Raw genomic sequence first — 24,952 nt, forward strand, 5'->3', positions numbered from 1 at the left:
TATCCCCAGCCCCTTGAAACACTCTGTGAGTTCCAGCTCGCCACGTCAGGACATTCCGAATTCGTCGTCGATGAGTTTGAAGATCTCGTCGGCGGTGGCCGATTCGATCTCGCTGTCGTCGTCCATCTCGTCGTCCAGCGCCGTCGCGGTGCCGGACACCTGCCCGGTTCCGCCGGCGGACCACTTGGCCACCAGGCCCTGGAGCCGCGCCATGACCTTGTCGTGCGTCTCACTGTCGGAGTCGAGCGCCGACAGGGTGGATTCCAGTCGGTCGAGTTCTCCGAAGACGGGCTCGGTCGCGGGCCCGTCGGCGGGGGTGACCTCTTCGCGCAGGAATCGTCCGAGCGCCGCCGGGGTCGGGTAGTCGAACACCAAGGTCGCCGGCAGCCGCGTTCCCGTGATCGCGTTGAGGCGGTTGCGCAGTTCGACGGCCGACAGGGAGTCGAAGCCGAGGTCCTTGAACGCGTGTCCCGGCTCGATCGCCTGTCCCGACGCATAGCCGAGGACGACGGCCACCTGGTCGCACACCAGGTCCACCAGGATGCGCTCGCGCTCCGTCTCGGACTTCCCGGCCAGGTGCTGCTTGACCTCGGCGGCCGGGTCGGCCGTGGCGCTCGCGGCGCCCGCCTCCGCGGTCCGACGTGCGGGTGCCCGCACCAGTCCGCGCAGCAGTGCGGGTACCGCGTCGCTCACCGACGCCATGTCCATCGTCATGGGCACCAGGACGGCACCGTCGAGATCGCGGGTCGCGTCGAACAGCGCGAGTCCGGCCTCGGGGGTGAGGGCGACCATGCCGGTCCTGGTCATCCGGTTGACGTCGGCGTCGGCCAGCTCGGTGGTCATGCCGCCGTCCTGTGTCCACGGCCCCCAGACGAGCGAGGCTGCGGGGAGACCCTCGGCCCTGCGGTGCTGGGCCAGGGCGTCCATGAACGCGTTGCCCGCCGCGTAGTTGGCCTGGCCCGCGCCGCCGAAGGTACCGGAGACGGAGGAGAACAGGATGAACGCGGCGAGGTCGAGGTCGCGGGTGAGCTCGTGGAGGTGCAGCGCGGCGTCCACCTTCGGACGCAGCACCTTGTCCACCCGCTCCGGCGTCAGCGACTCCACCAGACCGTCGTCCAGCACACCCGCCGCGTGCACCACGGCCGACAGCGGATGCTCCGACCCGATTCCGGCCAGCAGGCTCTCCACCGAAGTCCGGTCGGCGACATCGCACGCCACCGCCTCCGCCTCGGCGCCCAGCCCGGCCAGCTCCGCCACCAACTCCGCCGCACCCGGCGCCTCCGCGCCACGACGACTCGTCAGCACCAGACGCTCAACCCCGTGCTCCACCACCAAGTGCCGGGCCAGCAACGCGCCCAGACCACCCGTACCACCCGTGATCAGCACCGTCCCCGGGCCTTCGAGCGTCCTCGGGATGGTCAGCGCCACCTTGCCGGTGTGCCGGGCCTGGCCGATGAAGCGGAAGGCGTCGGGCGCCCTGCGGACATCCCAGGTGCGCACCGGCAGCGGTCGCAGCACTCCGCTTTCGAACAGGGAGATCAGCTCGCCCCACATCTCGTGGATGCGAACGGGTCCCGCCTCCATGAGATCGAACGCCTGGTAGGAGACGCCGCCGTATTCGGCGGCCACCTCCTCCGGCACCCTGATGTCGGTCTTGCCCATCTCCAGGAACCGGCCGCCGCGCGGCAGCAGACGCAGGCCCGCGTCCACGAACTCCCGCGCCAGCGAGTCGAGCACCACGTCCATACCGCGCCCGCCGGTCACATCGAAGAAGCGCTTCTCGAAGTCCAGCGTCCGCGACGACGCGATGTGCTCGTCGTCCAGACCCAGCGACCGCAGGGTGTCCCACTTGCCCTCGCTCGCGGTACCGAAGACCTCGGCGCCGAGGTGCCGTGCCAACTGGAGCGTGGCCATGCCCACACCACCGGCCGCCGAGTGCACCAGCACCGACTGGCCGGGCTGGAGACCGCCCAGGTCCACCATGGCGTAGTAGGCCGTCAGGAACACGATGGGGGTGGAGGCCGCCTGCTCGAACGTCCAGTCGCCCGGGATCCGGGCGACGACGCGCCGGTCGGTGATGGCCACCGGGCCGAACGACCCGCCGAAGATGCCCATCACCCGGTCGCCGGGCGCCAGGTCCGTCACTCCGGGGCCGACCTCGGTCACGGTACCGGCGCCCTCGCCACCGAGCGGCCCGGCCTCTCCGGGGTACATCCCCAGGGCGTTGAGCACATCGCGGAAGTTCACACCCGCCGCGCGCATCTCGACCCTGATCTCGTTCTCGCCCAGGGCCTCGGTGGCATCGGGGCAGGGCAGCAGCGCCAGGTTCTCCAGGGTCCCCTTGGCGTGCATGTCCAGGCGCCATTCCCGTATTCCGGCGGGCGGCAGCAGCGCGGCACCCGAGGAGACCCGGGCCATGCGCTGGCCGAGCACCGTTCCCTCGCGGACCACGGCCTGCGGCTCGTCGGTGGCGAGCACGGCGGGCAGTGCCGCCTTGGACGCCTCGTCGGGCTCCCGCGGGTCCAGGTCCACCAGGACGAAGCAGTTCGGGTTCTCCGACTGCGCGGACCGCACCATGCCCCACAGGGGGGCGTGGATCAGGTCCGGGGTCTCGTCGCGGTCCTCGGGCGCCATCGCGCCCGAGGTCACGAAGACCAGTCGGGAGGAGTCGAACCGGCGGTCGCCGAGCCAGCCCTGGATCATGCCGAGCGTGTGGTGCGTCACCGCGTGGACGGCGCCCGCCGGCTCCAGGCCCCGCTTGGCCTTGCTCTTGCCCTTGGCCTTCGCCTTGCTCTTGGGCCTGCCCTGAGCCGCCTCGTCGTCGAGGCCCGGCGCGTAGGAGACCAGCACGGCCTCCGGGGCGGCGGCGCCACCGTCGATCGCGGCGCCCAGCGCGTCGAGATCGGCGTAGGCGGTCACCTCGGCTCCGGCGATCGCGCCGGCGGCCAGTCCGTAGTGGTCGGTGCCCACCAAGGCCCACTTGGCCGTCGCGGCCTCGGCCGGAACGGCGGCCGGAACGGCGGTCCAGTCCAGCGTGAACAGCGAGTCGCGGAACTCCGACGTCCTGGCCGAGTCGATGTGTTCCACCGACACCGGGCGCAGCACGAGGGATTCGACCGACGCCACCGGGCGGCCGGTCCCGTCGGCCACCGCGAGGGAGATGGAATCCGGTCCGAGCTGGGTGAGCCGCACCCGCAGGGTGGACGCGCCACCGGCGTGGAGCGACACCCCGCTCCAGGAGAACGGGAGCCGGGAGAGCCCGACGTCCTCCAGGGCCACGAAGGTCACCGCCTGCACGGCGGCGTCCAGCAGGGCGGGGTGGAGGCCGAAGTCGACCGCGTCCGACGCGTGCTTCTCACCGAGGCTGACCTCGACGTAGACGTCGTCGCCGGAGCGCCAGGCGGCCCGCAGGCCCTGGAACACCGGGCCATAGGCGAAGCCGGTGGCGGCGAAGCGCTCGTAGAAGTCGCTGATGTCCAGGGCTTCCGCGTCCGCCGGGGGCCACGCGCTCAGGTCGAACGACGGCTCGGGGCCGGCCGGGGCGAGCGCACCGGCCGCGTGCTGCGTCCACGGCTCGTCCGAGGACGCGCCGGCCGGGCGGGAGTACAGGCTGAGCGAGCGGTAGCCCGTCTCGTCCGTGTCACCCACCCAGAGCTGCACCTGGACCGGTTCGTTCTCGGGCAGGACCATCGGGGTGGCCAGGGTGACCTCCTCGACCCGGCCGCAGCCGACCTGGTCGGCGGCGCGGATGGCCAGCTCCAGGAATCCGGTCCCGGGGAACAGCGCCGCGCCCCCGATCGCGTGGTCGGCGAGCCACGGCTGGCTCTGCACCGACAGCCTGCTGGTGAACAGGAATCCATCGCTGCCCGCCAGCTCGACTCCGGCACCCAGCAGCGGGTGGTTGGGAGAGCTGAGCCCGGCGGAGGCGACATCCCCGGTCATCGGGCCGGGCGCCTTCGGCCAGTAGCGCTGCCGCTGGAAGGCGTAGGTGGGCAGTTCCACCCGCCGCACATCGTGTCCGGCGAACGCCGTCGACCAGTTCACGGTGGTGCCGTGGACGTGGAGTTCGGCCAGCGCCGTCGTCAGCGCCTGGGCCTCGGGGCGGTTCTTCCGCAGCGCGGGGACGAGGGTGAGATCGGCCCCGCCCTCGTCGGCCGTCAGGCAGTCCTGGGCCATCGCTGTGAGCACACCGTCGGGGCCCACCTCCAGGAACGAGGTCACCCCGAGCTTCTCCAGGGCCCGTACCCCGTCCGCGAAGCGCACCGCCTCCCGCACGTGCCGCACCCAGTACTCCGGCGAGCACACCTCGGCGGCCGCCGCCGAGGCACCCGTGAGGTTGGAGACCAGGGAGATCGACGGTGCCCGGAAGGACAGGCCGGAGACGACGTCATGGAAGTCGTCCAGCATCGCGTCCATGCGCGGCGAGTGGAAGGCGTGGCTGACCGTCAGCCGGCGGGTCTTGCGACCTTGCTCCGCCCAGTCCTCGGCGATCTCCAGTGCCGCGGCCTCATCGCCCGCGATCACCACGGCCGTCGGGCCGTTGACCGCGGCGATGCTCACCTCGGCCGCACGGCCGGCCAGCGACAGAGCGACTTCCTCCTCGGACGCCTGGATGGCCACCATCGCGCCGCCCTCCGGCAGCGCCTGCATCAGCCGGCCACGCGCCGCGATCAGCGCGCACGCGTCCTCCAGGGAGAGCACCCCGGCCACATGGGCCGCGGCGACCTCTCCCACCGAGTGGCCGATCAGCACATCCGCGGTGACGCCCCAGCGCTCCAGCAGCCGGAACAGCGCCACCTCGATGGCGAACAGCGCGGGCTGGGTGAACGCCGTCTGGTTCAGCAGCTCGGCATCCGCGCTGCCCTCGGCGGCGAACATCACCTCCTGCAGCGGCCGGTCGAGCCGCACATCGAGGTACGCGCACACCTCGTCCAGCGCGCGGGCGAACACCGGGAAGGCGTCGTACAGCTCCCGGCCCATGCCCAGGCGCTGCGCGCCCTGACCCGAGAACAGGAACGCCGTCTTGCCGGCCGTGCCCACGGATCCCTGGACGACTGCGGGGGCCGTGGCACCCGAGGCGATGGCCTCGAGACCGCTCAGCAGCCCGTCCCGGTCGCCGCTCATGAGCACGGCGCGGTGATCGAAGACGGACCGGGTGACCGCCAGCGCGTGGCCCACGTCGTCGAGGTCGAGCTCGGGGTGGGCCGTCACATAGTCGTGCAGGTTCCTCGCCTGGGCGCGCAGCGCCTCGGCGCCCTTGCCGGTGACCGTCCAGGGACGTGCGTCCGAGTCGGCCTGGGGGGCGTCGTCCGTACGGACCCGCTCCAGCGCCTCCGGCTCCGGGGCCTGCTCGATGATGGTGTGGGCGTTGGTGCCGCTGATGCCGAACGAGGAGATGCCCGCCCGGCGCGGCTCGCCGTTCTCCGGCCACGCGGTCGGCGCGGTCAGCAACCGGACCTCGCCCGCCGTCCAGTCCACATGCGGCGTGGGCTCATCGACGTGGAGCGTCCGCGGCAGCACGCCCTCGCGCATGGCCATCACCATCTTGATGATCCCGGCCACGCCCGCGGCCGCCTGCGTGTGCCCGAGGTTCGACTTGATGGAGCCCAGCCACAGCGGCTGGTCCTCCTGCCGCCCCTGGCCGTAGGTGGCCAGCAGCGCCTGTGCCTCGATCGGGTCACCGAGCCTGGTGCCGGTGCCGTGCGCCTCGACCGCCTGCACCTGGTGGGCGGCGAGGTCGGCGCTGGCCAGCGCCTGACGGATGACCCGCTGCTGCGACGGGCCGTTGGGCGCCGTGATGCCGTTGGACGCACCGTCCTGGTTGACCGCGGAGCCACGCACGATCGCCATCACCGGGTGACCGTTGCGCCGCGCGTCCGACAGCCGCTCCAGCAGCAGCACGCCGACGCCCTCGGACCAGCCGGTGCCGTCCGCCGACGCGGCGAACGCCTTGCACCGCCCGTCCGACGACAGCCCCTTCTGGCGGCTGAAGTCCACGAACGACCCCGGGCTGGACATGATCGTGACACCGCCGGCCAGCGCCATGTCGCACTCGCCCTGGCGCAGCGACTGCGCGGCCATGTGCAGCGCCACCAGCGACGACGAGCACGCCGTGTCCACCGTGACGGCCGGTCCTTCGAGACCGAAGGTGTAGGAGATACGGCCCGATACGACGCTGGCCGCGTTGCCCGTTCCGAGGTAGCCCTCGGGTCCGCCCGGGGCGGTCAGCAGCAGGCCGATGTAGTCCTGGCCGTTGCTTCCCGCGAAGACACCCGTCCGGCTTCCCTTGAGGGAGGTGGGGTCGATGCCCGCCCGCTCGAACACCTCCCAGGAGGTCTCCAGCAGCAGCCGCTGCTGCGGGTCGATGGTCAGCGCCTCGCGCGGAGCGATCCCGAAGAACTGCGGATCGAACTCATCGGCGTCGTAGACGAATCCGCCGCCGCTCGAGTAGCTGGTGCCCGAGTTCTCCGGGTCCGGGTCGTAGAGCTCGTCGAGGTCCCAGCCACGGTTGGTCGGGTAGGCGCTGATCACGTCGCTGCCCTCGGAGACCAGCCGCCACAGATCCTCCGGGGTGCGTACCCCACCGGGGAAGCGGCAGCTCATCGACACGATCACGATCGGATCGTCGTCCACGACCGTGCCCGTCACCACCGGCAGGTCATCGGCCGGCGCGGGGGCGGTGCCCAGCACCTCACCGAGGACGAACTCGGCGAGCGCCGTGGGCGTCGGGTAGTCGAAGGCCACGGTGATCGGCAGGTTCACACCGGTCGCCATGCCGAGGCCGTTGCGCAGCTCCACGGCGGTCAGCGAGTCGAACCCGATGTCCCTGAAGGCCCGGTCCGGCTCCACCGAGTCGGCGCTCGGATAGCCGATCGCCTCGGCGGCGTGCGACCTGACGAGGTCGAGCACCTCCGCCTGGCGTTCGGCGGCCGACAGCCCTTCGAGGCGCTCGACCAGCCCGCTGGAGGCCGCGCCGATCTCGGCCTCCGCCGCCTCCAGCGCCTGCCGCACCTCCGGCAGTTCGTTCAGCAGGGGACGCGGCCGGGCGGCGGCGAATCCGGGGGCGTAGCGCTCCCAGTCCACGTCGGCGACGGTGATGTCGACCTCTTCGTGGTCGAGCGCCTGCTGAAGGGCGTCGACGGCGAGTTCGGGCGCCAGCGCCGGCATACCTTGCCGCTTCAGCTGGGCCGCGGTGGCCTCGTTGACCAGACCACCGCCGCCCCAGGCACCCCACGCCACCGAGGTGGCCGCCAGCCCCTGGGCCCGGCGCTGCTGCGCCAGGGCGTCGAGGAAGGCGTTCGCGGCGGCGTAGCTGCCCTGGCCGTTACCACCGACGGTTCCGGCGTAGGAGGAGAAGAGGATGAACGCGGACAGGTCCAGGTCCTGGGTCAGCTCGTGGAGGTTCACCACGGCGTCCACCTTGGGCCGGAAGACACCCTGCGCCCTGGGGACGGTGAGGGTGTCGATGAGGCCGTCGTCCAGGATGCCGGCCGCGTGCACCACCGCGGTGAGCGGGTACTCGGCGGGCAGCCCGTCGATGAGCTCACGCAGCGCGCCGCGGTCGGCGGCGTCACAGGCCGCGACGGTGACCCGCGCGCCGAGAGCGATCAGCTCGTCCCTCAGCTCGGCCGCGCCAGGGGCGTCCGGGCCGCGGCGGCTGGTCAGCACCAGGTGCTCGGCACCGGCCTGGACGAGCCAGCGGGCGAGGCGGCCACCGAGGGCACCGGTACCACCGGTGATCAGGACGCTGCCGCGAGGCTCCCAGGTACGGGCCGGCTGGGTGTCGCCCAGGGGTGCCCGGACGAGCCGTCGGCCGAAGACCCCGGTGGCGCGCACCGCGACCTGGTCCTCGTCACCGGAGCGCCCGATCAGGCCGACCAGGCGGTTCAGCGCCCGCTCGTCGATCGCGTCCGGCGACTCGGGGAGGTCGACGAGACCGCCCCAGCGCTGTGCGTACTCCAGGCCGACCACCCGGCCCAGACCCCATATCAGGGACTGCTTGACGTTGCCGACCCGGTCGGAGCGGCCCACGGACACGGCTCCGGTGGTGGCGAGCCACAGCGGCACATCGATGTCGATGTCGCTCAGCGCCTGGACCAGGGCCACGGTGCCGGCGAAGCCGCGCGGAATGCCCGGGTGTTCGGGGAGCGCCTCCTCGTCCAGCGCGAGCAGGGAGAGCACTCCGTCGATCGCGGGCTTCCCCGCCTGCTCGGATCCGTCCGTGGCGGGTGTGCCGGGGGCCGCGGCCCGGATGAGCTCGACCAGCGACGACCGCTCCGGCTCCGCCTCGTCCAGGTCGATCCGCACCATGCGGGCCCCGTGGCGCTCCACGTCCCGGGCGATGCGCTCGGCCAGTTCACGGGCGCTGTCGACCGGCGGGACGACGACCGCCCAGGTACCGGTGATCGGGGCGCCCTGCTCCTGGTCGGAGCCGGACGACGGCTGGTCGATGAGGGGCTTCCAGTTGATCCGGTAGCGCCAGTTGTCGACCGTCGAGCGGTCACGCCTGCCTCGCCGGTACGACGACAGGGCGGGCAGCACCGCGCTCAGCGGCGCCTCCCCGTCGAGCTCCAGCGTCCGCGCCAGTCCCTCGAGGTCCTCGCGCTCGACGGCCTCCCAGAACCGGGCGTCCACCGAGTCGGCCTCGGACACGGGGGCGTTGCCGAACGTGGCGTCCTCGGCCGGCTGCGGCCAGTACCGCTGCCGCTGGAAGGCGTAGGTCGGCAGGTCGATCTGGCGGGCGCCGTGTCCGGCGAACACCTTCCGCCAGTCGACGTCGGCCCCATTGACATGAAGCTCGGCGACCGAGGTCAGGAACCGCTCCAGGCCGCCCTCGTCACGGCGCAGCGTGCCGATGACCACGGCCTGGGCCTCGGCGGCCTCCACGGTCTGCTGAACGGGAAGGGTGAGGACCGGATGCGGGCTCACCTCGATGAACACACCGTGGCCACTGCCGAGCAGGGTACGGGTGGTGGCTTCCAGCTCGACGGTCTGCCGCAGGTTGCGGTACCAGTACTCCGCGTCCAGACCGGCGGTGTCCACCAGTTCGCCGGACACCGTGGAGTAGAACGGCACCTCCGAGGAACGCGGCTCGATACCGGCGAGGACCTTCAGCAGTTCCTCGTGGATGGCCTCGACGTGTGCGGAGTGCGAGGCGTAGTCCACCGGCACCCGGCGAACCCGGATCTCCTCACCCTCCAGCCGCTCGACCATCTCATCCAGCGCACCCGCGTCACCCGACACCACGACCGAACCCGGGCCGTTGACCGCGGCGACCGAGATCGCGCCATCCCAGGCGGCGATGCGCTCCTTGGCCTGGTCGACCGGCAGCCCGACCGACACCATGCCACCGCGGCCCGCAAGGCCCGCCGCGATCGCCTGCGACCGCAAGGTCACCACCTTCGCGGCATCCTCCAGCGACAGGGCGCCCGCGACGCAGGCCGCGGCGATCTCGCCCTGGCTGTGGCCCATCACGGCATCCGGCTCGATGCCAACCGAACGCCACAGCTTCGCCAGCGACACCATCACCGCGAACAGCACCGGCTGCACGACATCCACCCGGTCGAAGCCGGGAGCGCCCTCGGCACCGCGCAGTACCTCGGTCAGCGACCAGTCCACATAGGCCGACAGGGCCGTCTCACATTCGGCCATCGCCTCCGTGAACACCGGCGAGGACTCCAGCAAGTCCACCGCCATGCCCATCCACTGCGCCCCCTGGCCGGGGAAGACGAACACCGAACGGCCCGGTGCCTCGACGGCGCTCGCGCGGACCACGCCCGGTGCCTTCGTGCCCTCGGCCAACGCCGCCAGGCGCTCGAGGAGTTCCTCGCGGCCGGTCCCGGTCACCGCGGCCCGGTACTGGAACGCGGACCTGGTCGTCGCGAGGGAGTGCGCCACATCCGCGGCACGCAGCTCGGGGCGCTCGGCCACGAACTCCCGCAGCTGCTCGGCCTGGGCCAGCACCGCGTCGTTGCTCTTGGCGGCCACGACCCACGTCACCGGACCATCGGCGACCTCGGCCTCGGCGGTCTCGGCCGCCTCAACCTCCGGAGCCTGCTCCAGGATGGTGTGCACATTGGTGCCGCTCATACCGAACGCCGACACACCCGCACGCCGCGGGCGCCCGGTCTCGGGCCACGGCCTGGCCTCGGCCAGCAGCTCGACGTCGCCCTCCGTCCAGTCCACGTGCGGCGAAGGCTCGTCGAGGTGCAGCGTCTTCGGCAGCACGCCGTGACGCATCGCCATCACCATCTTGATGATGCCGCCCACGCCCGCGGCCGCCTGCGAGTGGCCGATGTTCGACTTGATGGCGCCCAGCATCAGCGGCTCGCCCTCGGGGCGGTCCTGGCCGTAGGTGGCCAGCAGCGCCTGCGCCTCGATCGGGTCGCCCAGCGACGTACCCGTACCGTGCGCCTCCACGGCGTCCACCTCGGCGGCCGACAGACGGGCGTTCGCCAGCGCCTGCCGGATGACCCGCTGCTGCGACGGGCCGTTGGGCGCCGTCAGACCGTTGCTCGCACCGTCCTGGTTCACCGCGCTGCCCCGCACCACGGCGAGCACCGGGTGCCCGTTGCGGCGTGCGTCCGACAGCCTCTCGAGGACGAGCATGCCGACGCCTTCGGCCCAGCTCGCACCGTCCGCGGCGGCCGAGAACGGCTTGCTCCGTCCGTCGGAGGCCAGGGCGCGCTGCCGGCTGAACTCGATCAGCGACATCGGGGTGGACATCACCGTCACACCACCGGCCAGCGCCAGCGAGCACTCGCCCTGGCGCAGTGCCTGCCACGCGAGGTGCAGGGCGACCAGCGACGAGGAGCACGCGGTGTCCACCGTCATGGCGGGCCCTTCGAGGCCCAGGGTGTAGGAGATACGGCCCGAGAGCACGCTCGGCGAGACACCGGTGCCGACGAGGCCCTCGACCGCCTCCTGGGATCCGACGAGAACGCCGCCGTAGTCCTGGTAGGTCGTGCCGGCGAAGACGCCGGTCTGGCTGCCCTTTGCCGAGACCGGGTCGATACCGGCCCGCTCCAGCGCCTCCCACGAGGTTTCCAGCAGCAGTCGGTGCTGCGGGTCCATCGCTATCGCCTCACGCGGCGAGATCCCGAAGAACGCCGGGTCGAACTGGCTGGCGTTGTGCAGGAAGCCACCTTCCTGCGTGTAGCACTTGCCGGGCTCGTCCGGGTCCGGGTCGTAGAGGTTCTCCACGTCCCAGCCGCGGTCCGTCGGGAAGGGCGAGATGCCGTCCCGGCCCTGGGCGACGAGATCCCACAGACCCTCGGGGGTGGTCACCCCTCCGGGATAGCGGCAGCTCATCCCCACGATCACGATCGGATCGTCGTTGGCCGCCACCGCGACCGGTACCGGCTGCCGGGCCCCGGTCAGCGTGCCGAGGACCTCGGCACGGGTGAACTTCGCCAGTTCGGCGGGGGTCGGGTAGTCGAACACGGCCGTCGCCGGGAGGCGCAGGCCCGTGGCCTTGCTCACCCGGTTACGGAACTCGACGGCGGTCAGCGAGCTGAAGCCGAGGTCCTTGAACGCCTGCGATCCCTGGACCGCGTCGGCGGAGGCGTGTCCGAGCACTCCCGCGACATGTGTGCGGATCACATCGAGCAGCACCCGGTCCTGCTCCGGCTCGGAGAGCCCGGCCAGCCGCTCGCGCAGCGCGGCGAGCGGACCGGAGTCCGATCCGGCGCCCCGCTTGGCGGTGCGTCGTGTGGTCTTGCGCCGACGGGAGGGCTTGGTGGAGGTCTCCTCTACGGAGGTGGTCACCTCGACGGGAGTGGTCTCCTCGACGGAGGTGGTCTCCTCGACGGGAGTGGTCTCCTCGACGCGGGTGGTCACCTCGGGAGAGGTGCCGGTCCCGGCCGCATCCGGCGCCGGGATCTCCGGCTGCTCCGTGGCGACCTGGCGCAGCGTCACCTTGTCGGCGGACAGCACGGCCTCACCGGCTCCGTCGACAGCCGTCAGGGAGAGGGTCTCCGGCCCGGTCCGGGCGAGCCGGACACGCAGCGCGGAGGCACCGGCCGCGTACAGCGACACCCCGGCCAGGCTGAACAGCATGCGGCCGCGCCCCATGCCGTCCAGCACTCCGAGGCCGAGCGGCTGCAGCGCCGCGTCCAGCAGGGCGGGGTGCAGCCCGAACCGCTGGGCGTCCACAACGGACTCCTCAGCCAGGCTGACCTCGGCGAACACCTCGTCCTCGCGCTGCCACACGGCTCGCAGCCCACGGAACGAGGGTCCGTAGACGAAGCCGCTGTCGGCGAGGAGCTCGTAGAGGCCGTCCACATCGACGCGCTCGGCGCCGGGCGGGGGCCAGGCGGCGGAGTCGAGGCGCGCCGCTCCTTCGGCGGTCGCGGCGTCCTCCGGCTCCGGGGCGAGCACACCGCTGGCGTGGCAGATCCACTCGTCCTCGTCCTCGTCCACCGGCTCGGCGGCTCGCGAGTACATCTCCAGCGAACGGGTGCCGGACTCGTCCTCCTCGCCGAGGACGAGCTGGATCTGGACGCCGCCCCCTCGGGGAAGGAGCAGCGGCGCCTGGATGACGAGCTCTTCCACCTGGCCGAGGCCGACCTCGTCACCGGCGCGAATGGCCAGTTCGACGAGGGCCGTGGTGGCCAGGACCGCCTCGCCGCGCAGAACATGGTCCGCCAGCCAGGGCTGGGTGTGCAGCGAGAGCGATCCGGTGAACACCAGGCCGTCGGCGCCCGCGAGGGGGACGGCTCCGCCCAGCAGCGGGTGATCGGCGGGGTCGAGGCCGAAGGCCGCGGCGTCTCCCGCCGAGGCACCGGCCTCCAGCCAGTAGCGCTGATGCTGGAACGCGTAGGTCGGAAGGTCCACGCGGCGGGCGCCGCGTCCGGCGAAGAAGGCCCGCCAGTCGACGGTTTCGCCGTGGACGTGCATCTCGGCGAGCGCCGCGAGGAGCGCCTGCGTGTCGGGGCGATCCTTGCGCAGCACCGGAACCAGCAGGGGGGCCGGTGTGCCCTCGGCCGCGATGTCGTCGACCGGCTCGGTCAGGCAGTCCTGGGCCATCGCGGACAGTACGCCGTCGGGGCCCACCTCGATGTACGCGGTGACACCCTGGGCTTCGAGGGACCGCACTCCGTTGCGGAAGCGGACGGTCTCCCGTACGTGCCGCACCCAGTACTCCGGCGAGCACACCTCCTCGGCCCCGGCCTGCTCACCCGTGACGTTGGAGACGAGCGCGATGGACGGGCTGTGGTAGGTGAGCGTCCCCGCGACCGCGCGGAAGTCGTCCAGCATCGCGTCCATGTGCGGGGAGTGGAAGGCGTGGCTGACACGCAGACGGCGCGTCTTGCGGTCCTGCTCGGCCCACTGTCCGGCGATCTCCAGCGCCGCTGCCTCATCACCGGCGATGACCACGGAGGTCGGGCCGTTGACGGCGGCGATGCTCACCTCGGCCGCACGGCCGGCGAGTGACGGAGCGATCTCCTCCTCGGACGCCTCGATGGCGACCATCGCCCCACCGGCCGGCAGCGCCTGCATCAGGCGGCCGCGGGCGGCCACCAGCGCGCAGGCGTCATCCAGGGAGAACACCCCGGCCACGTGGGCCGCGGCGATCTCACCGATGGAGTGGCCGATCAGCACATCCGGGGTGACACTCCAGTGCTCCAGCAGCCGGAACAGCGCCACCTCGACCGCGAAGAGCGCGGGCTGGGTGAACGCCGTCTGGTCCAGCAGCTCGGCGTCCGCACTGCCCTCGGCCGCGAACATCACGTCCCGCAGCGGACGGTCCAGCAGAAGGTCGAGCCGTGCGCTCACCTCGTCCAGCGCCCTGGCGAACACCGGGAACTCCTCGTACAGTTCGCGACCCATGCCCAGGCGCTGCGCGCCCTGGCCGGTGAACAGGAACGCGGTCTTTCCGGCCGTGGCCGCCTGCCCCTGAACGATGCCGGGGGCGTCGTCGCCCGCGGCGACGGTCTCCAGGCCGCGCAACAGCGCCTCGCGCTCGGTGCTCAGCAGCACCGCGCGGTGCTCGAACACCGATCGCGTGGCGACCAGCGATTCGGCGATGTCCAGGACACCGGCCCCGGCCCCTTCGGAGACGCCGGACCCGGCCCCTTCGGAAAGGTGGGCGCGCAGCCGCTCGGCCTGGGCGCGCAGGGCTTCCGGGCTCCGGGCGGAGAGCACCCACGGGGCCATGCCCTGGTCGTCGGCGGGGGCCGCCGGGGCGGGCTCCGCCTCGTCCTGGACCGGGGCCTGCTCGATGATGGTGTGCGCGTTGGTGCCGCTCACGCCGAAGGCGGAGATACCGGCCCGGCGCGGCCGCTCGGTCGCGGGCCATGCGGCGGCCTCCGTCAGCAGGCGCACCTCGCCCGCGGACCAGTCCACCTCGCGCGACGGCTCATCCACGTGCAGCGTCCGCGGCAGCACTCCGTGCCGCATCGCCATCACCATCTTGATGACACCGGCGACACCGGCGGCGGCCTGCGTGTGGCCGATGTTCGACTTGATCGAGCCCAGCCAGAGCGGCAGGTCCTCCGGGCGCTCCTGCCCGTAGGTGGCCAGCAGCGCCTGTGCCTCGATCGGGTCACCCAGCGTCGTACCGGTGCCGTGCGCCTCGATCACCTGGACGTCGGCGGCGGAGAGCTGGGCGTTGGCGAGGGCCTGCCGGATCACCCGCTGCTGCGAGGGGCCGTTGGGCGCCGTCAGACCGTTGCTCGCACCGTCCTGGTTGACCGCCGAGCCGCGCACGATCGCCAGCACCTGGTGGCCGTTGCGCCGGGCGTCGGACAGCCGCTCCACGAGGAGCATGCCCACACCCTCGGACCAGCCCGTGCCATCGGCCGCGTCCGCGAACGGCTTGCACCGTCCGTCGGGGGCGAGCCCGCGCTGCCGGCTGAACTCCACGAAGGCGGCCGGGCTGGTCATCACGGTGACGCCACCGGCGAGCGCCATGGAGCACTCGCCCTGGCGCACCGCCTGCGCGGCCTGGTGCAGGGCGACCAGCGACGACGAGCACGCCGTGTCCACCGTCAGCGCGGGTCCTTCCAGACCCAGGGTGTAGGAGATGCGGCCCGACACGACGGAGGTGGCGCTGCCGGTCAGCAGCTGCCCTTCCAGCCCCTCGGGGATCTCGTGCAGCCCCATTCCGTAGCCGGAAGTCGCGGCTCCCACGTAGACACCGATCTGGTTGCCGCGTACGGACGCCGGGTCGATACCGGCCCGCTCGAACGCCTCCCAGGAGGTCTCCAGCAGCAACCGCTGCTGCGGATCCATGGCGAGCGCCTCGCGCGGCGAGATTCCGAAGAACGCGGCGTCGAACTCGCCCGCCTCGTCGAGGAATCCACCCTCACGGGCGTAGAACGTGCCCAAACTCTCGGGGTCGGGGTCGTACATCCCGTCGACGTCCCACCCACGGTCGGAGGGGAAGTCCGTGATGGCGTCCGTACCGGCCGCGACGAGGTTCCACAGCTCCTCCGGGCTGCGCACACCGCCGGGGAAGCGGCAGCTCATCCCGACGATCGCGATCGGGTCGTCGTCGGCCGGGGCCACCACCGCCGACGGCGTGGCCACCGCGCCCCGCGTCCCCAGCACCTCGGTACGCAGATGGTCGGCCAGCACCGTGGCGCTCGGGTAGTCGAAGACCAACGTGGCCGGCAGCACCAGCCCGGTCTCCGCGTTCAGGCGGTTACGGAACTCCACCGCCGTGAGCGAGTCGAAGCCCAGCTCCTTGAACGCACGCGCGGGCTCGACCGCCTCCGCACCGGAGAAGCCGAGGACCGCGGCGGCGTGGGCGCGCACCAGGTCGAGCAGGGTCCGGTCGATCTCGGCCTCGGTGAGCCCCGTCAGGCGCTCCCGCAGTGCCGAGCCGGTGCCGGTGCCCTCGGTGCTTCCGGCGCTCGCCAGCGCACGCTCGACCTCGGGCAGTTCACCGATGAGCGGGCTCGGCCGCCCCATGGTGAACGCGGGGGCGAATCGCTCCCAGTCCACATCGGCGACCGTCACCACACCGTCGTCACCCGCGACCGCACCCTGCAGCGCGGCGATCGCCAGACCGGGCGCCATCGCGGGCAGACCGCGGCGGGCCAGGCCGTCGTCTCCGGCCGCCATACCGCCCCCGGCCCAGGGACCCCAGGCGACTGCGGTACCGGCGAGACCCCGCCCGCGGCGCTCCTCCACCAAGGCGTCCAGGTAGGCGTTGGCCGCACCGTACGCGGCCTGGCCACCACTGCCCCACACACCGGCGATCGAGGAGAAGACCACGAACGCGTCGAGCTCCCGGTCGCCCAGCAGCTCGTTCAGGTTGACGGCGCCCGCCACCTTGCCGGAGACCACGGCGGCGACATCGGCCAGATCGGTCTCGGCCAGCGTCCCCGCACCGTTGGCGCCCGCCGCGTGGACGACCGCCGTCAGCGGGTACTCCTCCGGTACGGCGTCCAGCACCGCGGCGAGCCGCTCGCGGTCGGCCACATCGCAGGCGGCCACGGTCACCCGGGCGCCCAGGGCCTCGAGCTCCGCACTGAGCTCGGCCGCCCCCGGCGCGTCAGGACCGCGACGGCTCGTCAGCACCAGGTGCTCGGCACCGCTACGCGCCAGCCAGCGCGCCACCTGACCGCCCAGCGCGCCCGTGCCACCGGTCACCAGCACCGTGCCGCGCGCCCGCCACGACGTGTCCTCGCCGACGGCCGCGGCCGACCGCACCAGACGGCGTACGAAGACACCGGAGCCGCGCACCGCGACCTGGTCCTCGCCGCCCTCGGCGGACAGCACACCGGCCAGCCGCGCCACCGCGCGCTCATCCAGCGACTCGGGCAGATCGACCAGACCGCCCCACAGCGGCGACAGTTCCAGCGCGGCCGTCCGGCCCAGCGCCCAGACCATCGCCTGCGCCGGGCTGGTGAGCCGCTCGGAGCGGCCCACCGACACGGCGCCACGCGTTCCGCTCCACAGCGAAGTCTCGACACCCGCGTCGACCATGGCCCGTACCAGGGACAGCGTCAGGGCGACACCGCCCGACAGCGCCGGATGCTCCGGGCAGGGCTCCTCGTCCAGGGCGAGCAGCGACAGCACACCACCCAGCTCCGGCGCCTCCGCGGCCGCCGCACGCAGCCGCTCGGCCAGCGCATCCGTGTCGAGGTCGCGCTCGTCCAGCACGAGCGACACCACACCCGCGCCATGTCGTTCGAGCCCGGCGACGACCCCCGAGACCAGCTCGTCCTCGGCGCGGGACGCCGGAACCACCACCAGCCACGTCCCCGACAGCGAGCCGTCGGCCGCCTCGGAGACCGGCTTCCACGACACCCGGTAACGCCAGCCATCGATGGTCGACTGGTCACGAGTGCTGCGGTGATACGCGGACAGGGCGGGCAGCACCGCGCTCAGCGGCGCCTCACTGTCGATCGACAGGGCACCCGCCAGCGACTCCAGGTCCTGGCGCTCCACCACCTCCCAGAACCGCGCGTCCACCGAATCCACGGCCGTCGACGCGCCCCAGCCCGCGAGGGTGATGGACACCTCGGGCCAGAACCGCTCGCGCTGGAAGGCGTACGTGGGCAGTTCCACCATGCCCGCGCCGCGCCCGGCGAAGACCGCCTCCCACTCCACCGACCCACCGTGGACGTGGAGTTCGGCCAGCGCCGTCATCAGCGCCTGGGTCTCGGGGCGGTCCTTGCGCAGCACCGGCACCACGGCCGAGGCCGAGGCCTCCTCCGCAGTCAGGCAGTCCCGCGCCATCGCGGACAGCACACCGTCGGGGCCGATCTCCAGGAACCTGGTGACGCCCTGGGCGTTGAGTGCCCGTATGCCGTCCGCGAACCGCACGGCCTCGCGCACATGCCGCACCCAGTACTCGGGCGAGCGCACGTCATCCGCGTTCGCCGCCTCGCCCGTCACATTCGAGACCAGGGCGATGGACGGTGCCTGGAAGGACAGGCCCGTGACGACGTCACGGAAGTCGTCCAGCATCGCGTCCATGCGGGGCGAGTGGAACGCGTGGCTGACGCGCAGGCGACGGGTCTTACGGCCCCGCTCCGCCCACTGCCCGGCGATCTCCAGCGCCGCACCCTCATCACCGGCGATGACCACGGAGGCCGGCCCGTTGACGGCCGCGATGCTCACCTCGGCCGCACGACCGGCCAGCGACGGAGCGACCTCCTCCTCCGACGCCTCGATGGCGACCATCGCCCCACCGGTCGGCAGCGCCTGCATCAGGCGGCCGCGGGCGGCCACCAGCGCGCAGGCGTCATCCAGGGAGAACACCCCGGCCACGTGGGCCGCCGCGATCTCACCGATGGAGTGACCGATCAGCACATCCGGGGTGACACCCCAGTGCTCCAGCAGCCGGAACAGCGCCACCTCGACCGCGAACAGCGCGGGCTGGGTGAACGCCGTCCGATCCAGCAGCTCGGCGTCCGCGCTCCCCTCCGCCGCGAACACCACCTCCCGCAGCGGGCGGTCCAGCTCCACGTCCAGGTGTGCGCACACCTCGTCCAGCGCCCGCGCGAACACCGGGAACGCCTCGTACAACTCCCGCCCCATGCCCAGGCGCTGCGCGCCCTGACCAGAGAACAGGAACGCCGACTTTCCACCGGTTACGGTCTGCCCCTGGACGACTCCCGAGGCGATTCCGCCCTCCGCGACGGCCCGCAGGCCACGCAGCAGGGTCTCCCGGTCCTCACCCACCAGCACGGCCCGGTGCTCGAACACCGACCTGGACGCCAGCGTGTGTCCGACGTCCAGCACTCCGACGTCTTCCCGCGCCGTCACATGCCCGTACAGCCGCTCGGCCTGCGCCCGCAGCGCCTCCCGGCTCTGCCCGGAGACCAGCCACGGCACCACGGCCGCCGACACCGACGTCTCGGGCCCGGCCGCCTGCGCGGCCACGGCCTCTTCCAGGTCAGGAGCCTGCTCGAGGATGGTGTGCGCGTTGGTTCCACTCAGCCCGAACGAGGAGACACCCGCCCGGCGCGGCTGTCCCGTCTCCGGCCACTCGGTGGCCTCGGTCAGCAGCCGTACCTCACCAGCCGACCAGTCCACCTGCCGCGACGGCTCGTCCACGTGCAGCGTCTGCGGCAGCACGCCCGCACGCATGGCCATCACCATCTTGATGACCCCGGCCACGCCCGCGGCGGCCTGCGTATGGCCGATGTTGGACTTGATGGCGCCCAGCCACAGCGGGCGGCCCTCCGGGCGGTCCTGGCCGTAGGTCGCGAGCAGCGCCTGCGCCTCGATCGGGTCACCCAGCGTCGTACCGGTGCCGTGCGCCTCCACCGCGTCCACCTCGGCGGCCGACAGTCCGGCGCTCTCCAGCGCCTGCCGGATGACCCGCTGCTGCGAGGGGCCGTTCGGCGCCGTCAGACCGTTCGAGGCACCGTCCTGGTTCACGGCGGAGCCCCGCACGATCGCCAGTACCTGGTGGCCATTGCGCCGGGCGTCCGACAGCCGCTCCACGAGCAGCATGCCGACACCCTCGCCCCAGCCCGTGCCGTCCGCACCCTCGGCGAACGGCTTGCAGCGGCCGTCGGGAGCCAGGCCGCGCTGGCGGCTGAACTCCACGAAGGCACCCGGTGTCGACATCACCGACACACCACCGGCCAGCGCCAGATCACACTCGCCCTGGCGCAGCGCCTGTGCCGCGAGGTGCAGCGCCACCAGCGACGAGGAGCACGCCGTGTCCACCGTCATGGCCGGCCCCTCGAGGCCGAACGTGTACGAGATGCGCCCGGACACCACACTGGCCGCGCTGCCCGTGCCCACATGGCCGCCGAAGTCCTCGGGGGCGTCGAGCATGATCGTGGAGTAGTCCTGGCCGTTGGTTCCGACGAACACACCGGTCCGGGTGGAACGCAGCGAGGCCGGTTTGACGCCCGCGTTCTCGAACGCCTCCCACGACGTCTCCAGCAGCAGCCGCTGCTGCGGGTCCATGGCGAGCGCCTCGCGCGGCGAGATCCCGAAGAACCCGGGGTCGAACTGGGGCGCCCCGTAGAGGAAGCCGCCCTCGCGGGCGTAGAACGTGTTGCCCGGGTGCTCGGGGTCCGGGTGGTACATCCCCTCGACGTCCCAGCCACGGTCGCCGGGGAACCCGGCGATGCCGTCGCCGCCCTCGGCCAGGAGTCGCCACAGGTCCTGCGGGGTCTCCACGCCTCCGGGGAACCGGCAGCTCATCGCCACGATCGCGATGGGGTCGTCGTCATCGGGCCGCACCCGGTGCGCCACCGTCGCGGTGGCCGCCTCGGCGTGGACTCCGCCCAGCTCCCGCCACAGCTGCCCGGCGAGCACCTCGGCGGTCGGGTAGTCGAAGATGAGGGTCGCGGGCAGCCGCAGACCGGTGGCCAGGTCGAGCCGGTTGCGCAGCTCGATGGCGGTGAGGGAGTCGAATCCGAGGTCCCGGAAGGCGCGGCCCGGCTCGACGGACTCAGCGGAGAAGTGGCCGAGTGCCGAGGCGGCATGGGTGCGGACGAGGTCCAGCAGGAGGAGGCGCTGCTCCTCGTCCGACCGTCCGGCCAGTTGTTCCCGCAGCTCGTGGCCCGGTGCCGGGCGGCCGGTGGTCCCGGCCACGGCGGTCAGGAACTCACGCGCCTCGGGGATGTCGCTGACGAGGGCGCTGGGGCCCGCGCTCATCATCGACGCCATGCCGGTCCAGTCGATGTCGGCCACGACCAGTGCGGCCTCGTCATGGCCCACGGCCCAGCGCAGCACGTCCACGGCGAGCGAGGGGGCCATAGGGGGCAGCGACCCTCCGCGGAGCCGCTCCCCGGCGCGGCCGCTCGCGGCCATGCCGCCGTCGGCCCACGGGCCCCAGGCGACCGCGGTGGCGGCCAGGCCCTGGGCCCGGCGCTGCTGTGCCAGCGCGTCCAAGTAGGCGTTGGCCGCGGCGTAGGCGCCCTGGCCCGCGCTGCCGACGACGCCGGCGAACGAGGAGAACAGCACGAACGCGTCGAGCGACAGTCCCTCGGTCAGCTCGTGCAGCTGCCGCGCGCCCTCCACCTTCGCGGTCAGCGTCCCGGCGAGCTGGTCGACGGTCAGGCCGTCCAGCACACCGTCATCCAGAATGCCCGCCGCGTGTACGACGGCGCTGAGCGGGTAATCCTCCGGAATGGCAGCCAGCACCGCGGCGAGGGCATCCCGGTCGGCGGCGTCGCACGCCGCCACGGTCACCTGGGCGCCCAGCTCCTCGAGCTCCGCCTTGAGCTCGGCAGCGCCCTCGGCCGCCGGGCCGCGACGGCTGGTCAGCACCACGTGTTCGGCGCCCTCGCGCACGGCCCAGCGCGCCACATGGGCGCCCAGGGCACCGGTGCCACCGGTGATCAGCACCGAGCCACGGGGCCGCCACGCGCGCTCCGCCGACTCGTTGCCCACCGTGACGCGGGAGAGGCGCCGGGCGTACGCTCCGGATCCGCGCACCGCCACCTGGTCCTCGCCGCCTTCGGCGGACAGCGCCCAGGCCAGTCGCGCGGCGGCGCGCTCGTCCAGCGTCTCCGGCAGATCGACGAGGCCGCCCCAGATCCGCGGGTGCTCCATGGCCGCGACCCGGCCGAGGCCCCAGATCTCCGCTTGCGGGGTGCTGGTGAGCTGGTCGGAGCGACCCACCGAAACGGCACCCCGGGTGCCGCACCACAGCCGGGTCTCGATGTCCGCCTCGGCCAGGGCCCGCACCAGCGTCAGCGTCAGCGCGAGGCCACGGGAGACCACCGGCTGTCCGGTGCAGGGCCGCTCGTCCACACCCACCAGGGACAGCACACCGCCGATCCCGGGCAGGTCGGCGGCGAGGTCACGCAGCCGCCCGGTCAGCACACCGGGGGCGAGGTCGTCCTCGTCCGCGACCACGCGGACGACATCGGCACCGTGCCGCTGGAGAGCGGCGCACGCCGACTCCGGATACGTGTCATCGATGCCGGAGGCGGGGACGACGACGAGCCAGGTCCCCGAGAGGGTGGCCGCGGGGGTCTCCGAGACCGGCTTCCACGAGATGCGGTACCGCCAGCCGTCGACCGTGGCCCGGTCACGCTGCTGACGGCGGTACGAGGACAGCGCGGGCAGCAGTTCGCCGAGCGAGCCACCGCCGTCGACCTCCAGCGCCTCGGCCAGCGCCGCCAGGTCCTCGCGCTCCACCGCGTCCCAGAACCGCGCGTCCACACTGTCCGCGGCGGAACCACTGGACACCGCGCTGGTGCCCTCCAGCCAGTAGCGCTGACGCTGGAAGGGGTACGTCGGCAGCTCGACCGTGCGGGCGCCCCGCCCGTCGAAGACCCGCTCCCAGTCCACCGTCACACCGTGGACATGGGCCTCGGTCAGCGCGGCCATCAGAGCCTGTGCGTCGGGGCGTCCCTTGCGCAGAGCGGGCACCACGGCCGGGGCCGACACCGACTCGTTCGTCAGGCAGTCCCGGGCCATCGCCGAGAGCACACCGTCGGGCCCGACCTCCAGGTAGGCGGTGACCCCCTGCGCCTGGAGGGAGCGGACGCCATCAGCGAAGCGCACGGCCTCGCGCACATGCCGCACCCAGTACTCGGGCGAGCACACCTCATCCGCGTTCGCCGCCTCGCCCGTGACGTTGGAGACCAGCGCCAGGGTGGGGGTCTGGAAGGACAGCCCCCGCACGACACGGCTGAAGTCGTCCAGCATCGCGTCCATACGCGGGGAGTGGAAGGCGTGGCTGACCTTCAGCCGGCTCGTCTTGCGCCCTTGTTCCGACCACTGGGCGGCGATCTCCAGCACAGCGGCCTCGTCACCGGCGATGACCACGGAGGTCAGGCCGTTGACGGCGGCGATGCTCACCTCGGACTCACGGCCCGCCAGCGAACCGGAGATCTCCTCCTCCGACGCCTGCACCGCGACCATCGCGCCGCCCTCGGGCAGCGCCTGCATCAGCCGGCCGCGGGCCGCGATCAGCGTGCACGCGTCCTCCAGGGAGAACACCCCGGCCACGTGGGCCGCGGCGATCTCGCCGATGGAGTGGCCGATGAGGACATCCGGGGTGACGCCGAAGTGCTCCAGGAGCCGGAACAGCGCCACCTCGATGGCGAACAGCGCCGGCTGGGTGAACGCCGTCTGATCCAGAAGGTCGGCGTCCGCGCTCCCCTCCGCCGCGAACACCACCTCCCGCAACGGACGGTCCAGCACCACATCCAGGTGTGCGCACACCTCGTCCAGCGCCTGGGCGAACACGGGGAAGCCGTCATACAGCTCCCGGCCCATCCCGAGGCGCTGCGCGCCCTGGCCGGAGAAGAGGAACGCCGTCTTGACGGCCGTCCCCGCCACGCCCTGGAGCACACCGGGAGCGGCCTCGCCCGCGGCGATGGCTTCGAGTCCGGCGAGGAGTTCCGCGTGGTTCTCACCGGACACCACCGCGCGATGCTCGAACATCGACCGTGTGGCCACCAGCGAATGGCCGACGTCCAGCGCGCTCAGCTCGGCCCGCTCCAGCAGGAACGCCTTGAGCCGGGCGGCCTGGGCCCGCAGGGCGTCCGAGTCACGACCCGACAGCAGCCACGTGGCCACACCGGTGTCACCGACGGAGACCGGGCTCGGCTCGGCCTCGTCCTCGACCGGCGGGGCCTGCTCGATGATGGTGTGCGCGTTGGTGCCGCTCACACCGAACGCCGACACACCGGCCCGGCGCGGCTGACCCGTCTCCGGCCACTCGGTGGCCTCCGTCAGCAGCCGCACCTCACCAGCCGACCAGTCCACCTGCCGCGACGGCTCGTCCACATGCAGTGTCCGCGGCAGCACACCGTGCCGCATCGCCATCACCATCTTGATGATCCCGGCGACACCGGCGGCGGCCTGCGTATGACCGATGTTCGACTTCAGCGCGCCCAGCCACAGCGGACGGCCCTCCGGCCGCTCCTGGCCGTACGTCGCGAGCAGCGCCTGCGCCTCGATCGGGTCGCCCAGGGACGTACCGGTTCCATGGCCTTCCACGACGTCCACATCGGACGGGGACAGGCGCGCGCCCGTCAGCGCGTCCCGGATGACCCGCTGCTGCGAGGGGCCGTTGGGGGCGGTCAGACCGTTGGACGCACCGTCCTGGTTGACCGCGGAGCCACGCACGATGGCCAGCACCGGGTGGCCGTTGCGGCGGGCGTCCGACAGCCGCTCCACGAGGAGCATGCCGACGCCCTCGGACCAGCCGGTGCCATCCGCCGTGTCCGCGTACGGCTTGCACCGGCCATCGGGCGCCAGCCCACGCTGCCGGCTGAACTCCACGAAGGCGGTGGGGCTGGTCATCACCGTGACGCCACCGGCCAGCGCCAGGTCACACTCGCCCTGGCGCAGCGCCTGTGCCGCGAGATGGAGCGCCACCAGCGACGAGGAGCACGCCGTGTCCACGGTCACCGCGGGCCCCTCGAGACCGAAGGTGTACGCGATACGGCCTGATACGACGGAAGTCGAGGTACCCGTCAGCAAATGGCCTTCGACTTCCTCCGGGAGCTCGTCGACATCCGTCCCGTAGCCCGAGGTCGAGGCTCCCACGAAGACACCGCCCCGGCGGCCCTTCACCGACCCCGGAGCGATGCCCGCGCGCTCGAACGCCTCCCATGAGGTCTCCAGCAGCAGCCGCTGCTGCGGATCCATGGCAAGGGCCTCACGCGGCGAGATCCCGAAGAAGCCCGCGTCGAAGTCGCCCGCGTCGTGCAGGAAACCGCCCTCGCGGGAATAGAAGGTGCCCGAGCGCTCGGGGTCCGGGTCGTACATCCCGTCCACGTCCCACCCGCGGTCGGACGGGAAGTCGGAGATGGCATCGCCACCGCCGGCCACCAGTTGCCACAGGTCCTCGGGGCTTCCCACGCCACCCGGGAAACGGCAGCTCATCGCCACGATCGCGATGGGCTCCTGCTCTCCTGCCTCCAGCTCGCGCAGGCGTTGACGCGCTTGGTGCAGATCTGCTGTTACCCGCTTGAGGTAGTCCCGAAGCCTATCTTCGTTCACCATGAAAACCTTGCCTATTACGAGTCAAAGAAGACTGAAGAATGAAAGGAGGCCAGAGAACTGC

At 72.4% G+C, this 24,952-nt stretch carries 1 protein-coding gene; it reads right to left on the reverse strand.

Annotated features, from left to right (window positions below; genetic code table 11):
• Positions 1-45 precede the first annotated feature (45 nt).
• A complete protein-coding gene (locus tag JK364_RS03870) occupies positions 46-24,891 on the reverse strand; it encodes a type I polyketide synthase (RefSeq protein WP_201847491.1) in 24,846 nt (8,281 codons plus the stop codon).
• Between the last annotated feature and the right edge of the window lie 61 nt (positions 24,892-24,952).

This window comes from Streptomyces endocoffeicus, from assembly GCF_016741935.1.
Taxonomy (GTDB): Bacteria; Actinomycetota; Actinomycetes; order Streptomycetales; family Streptomycetaceae; genus Streptomyces; species Streptomyces endocoffeicus.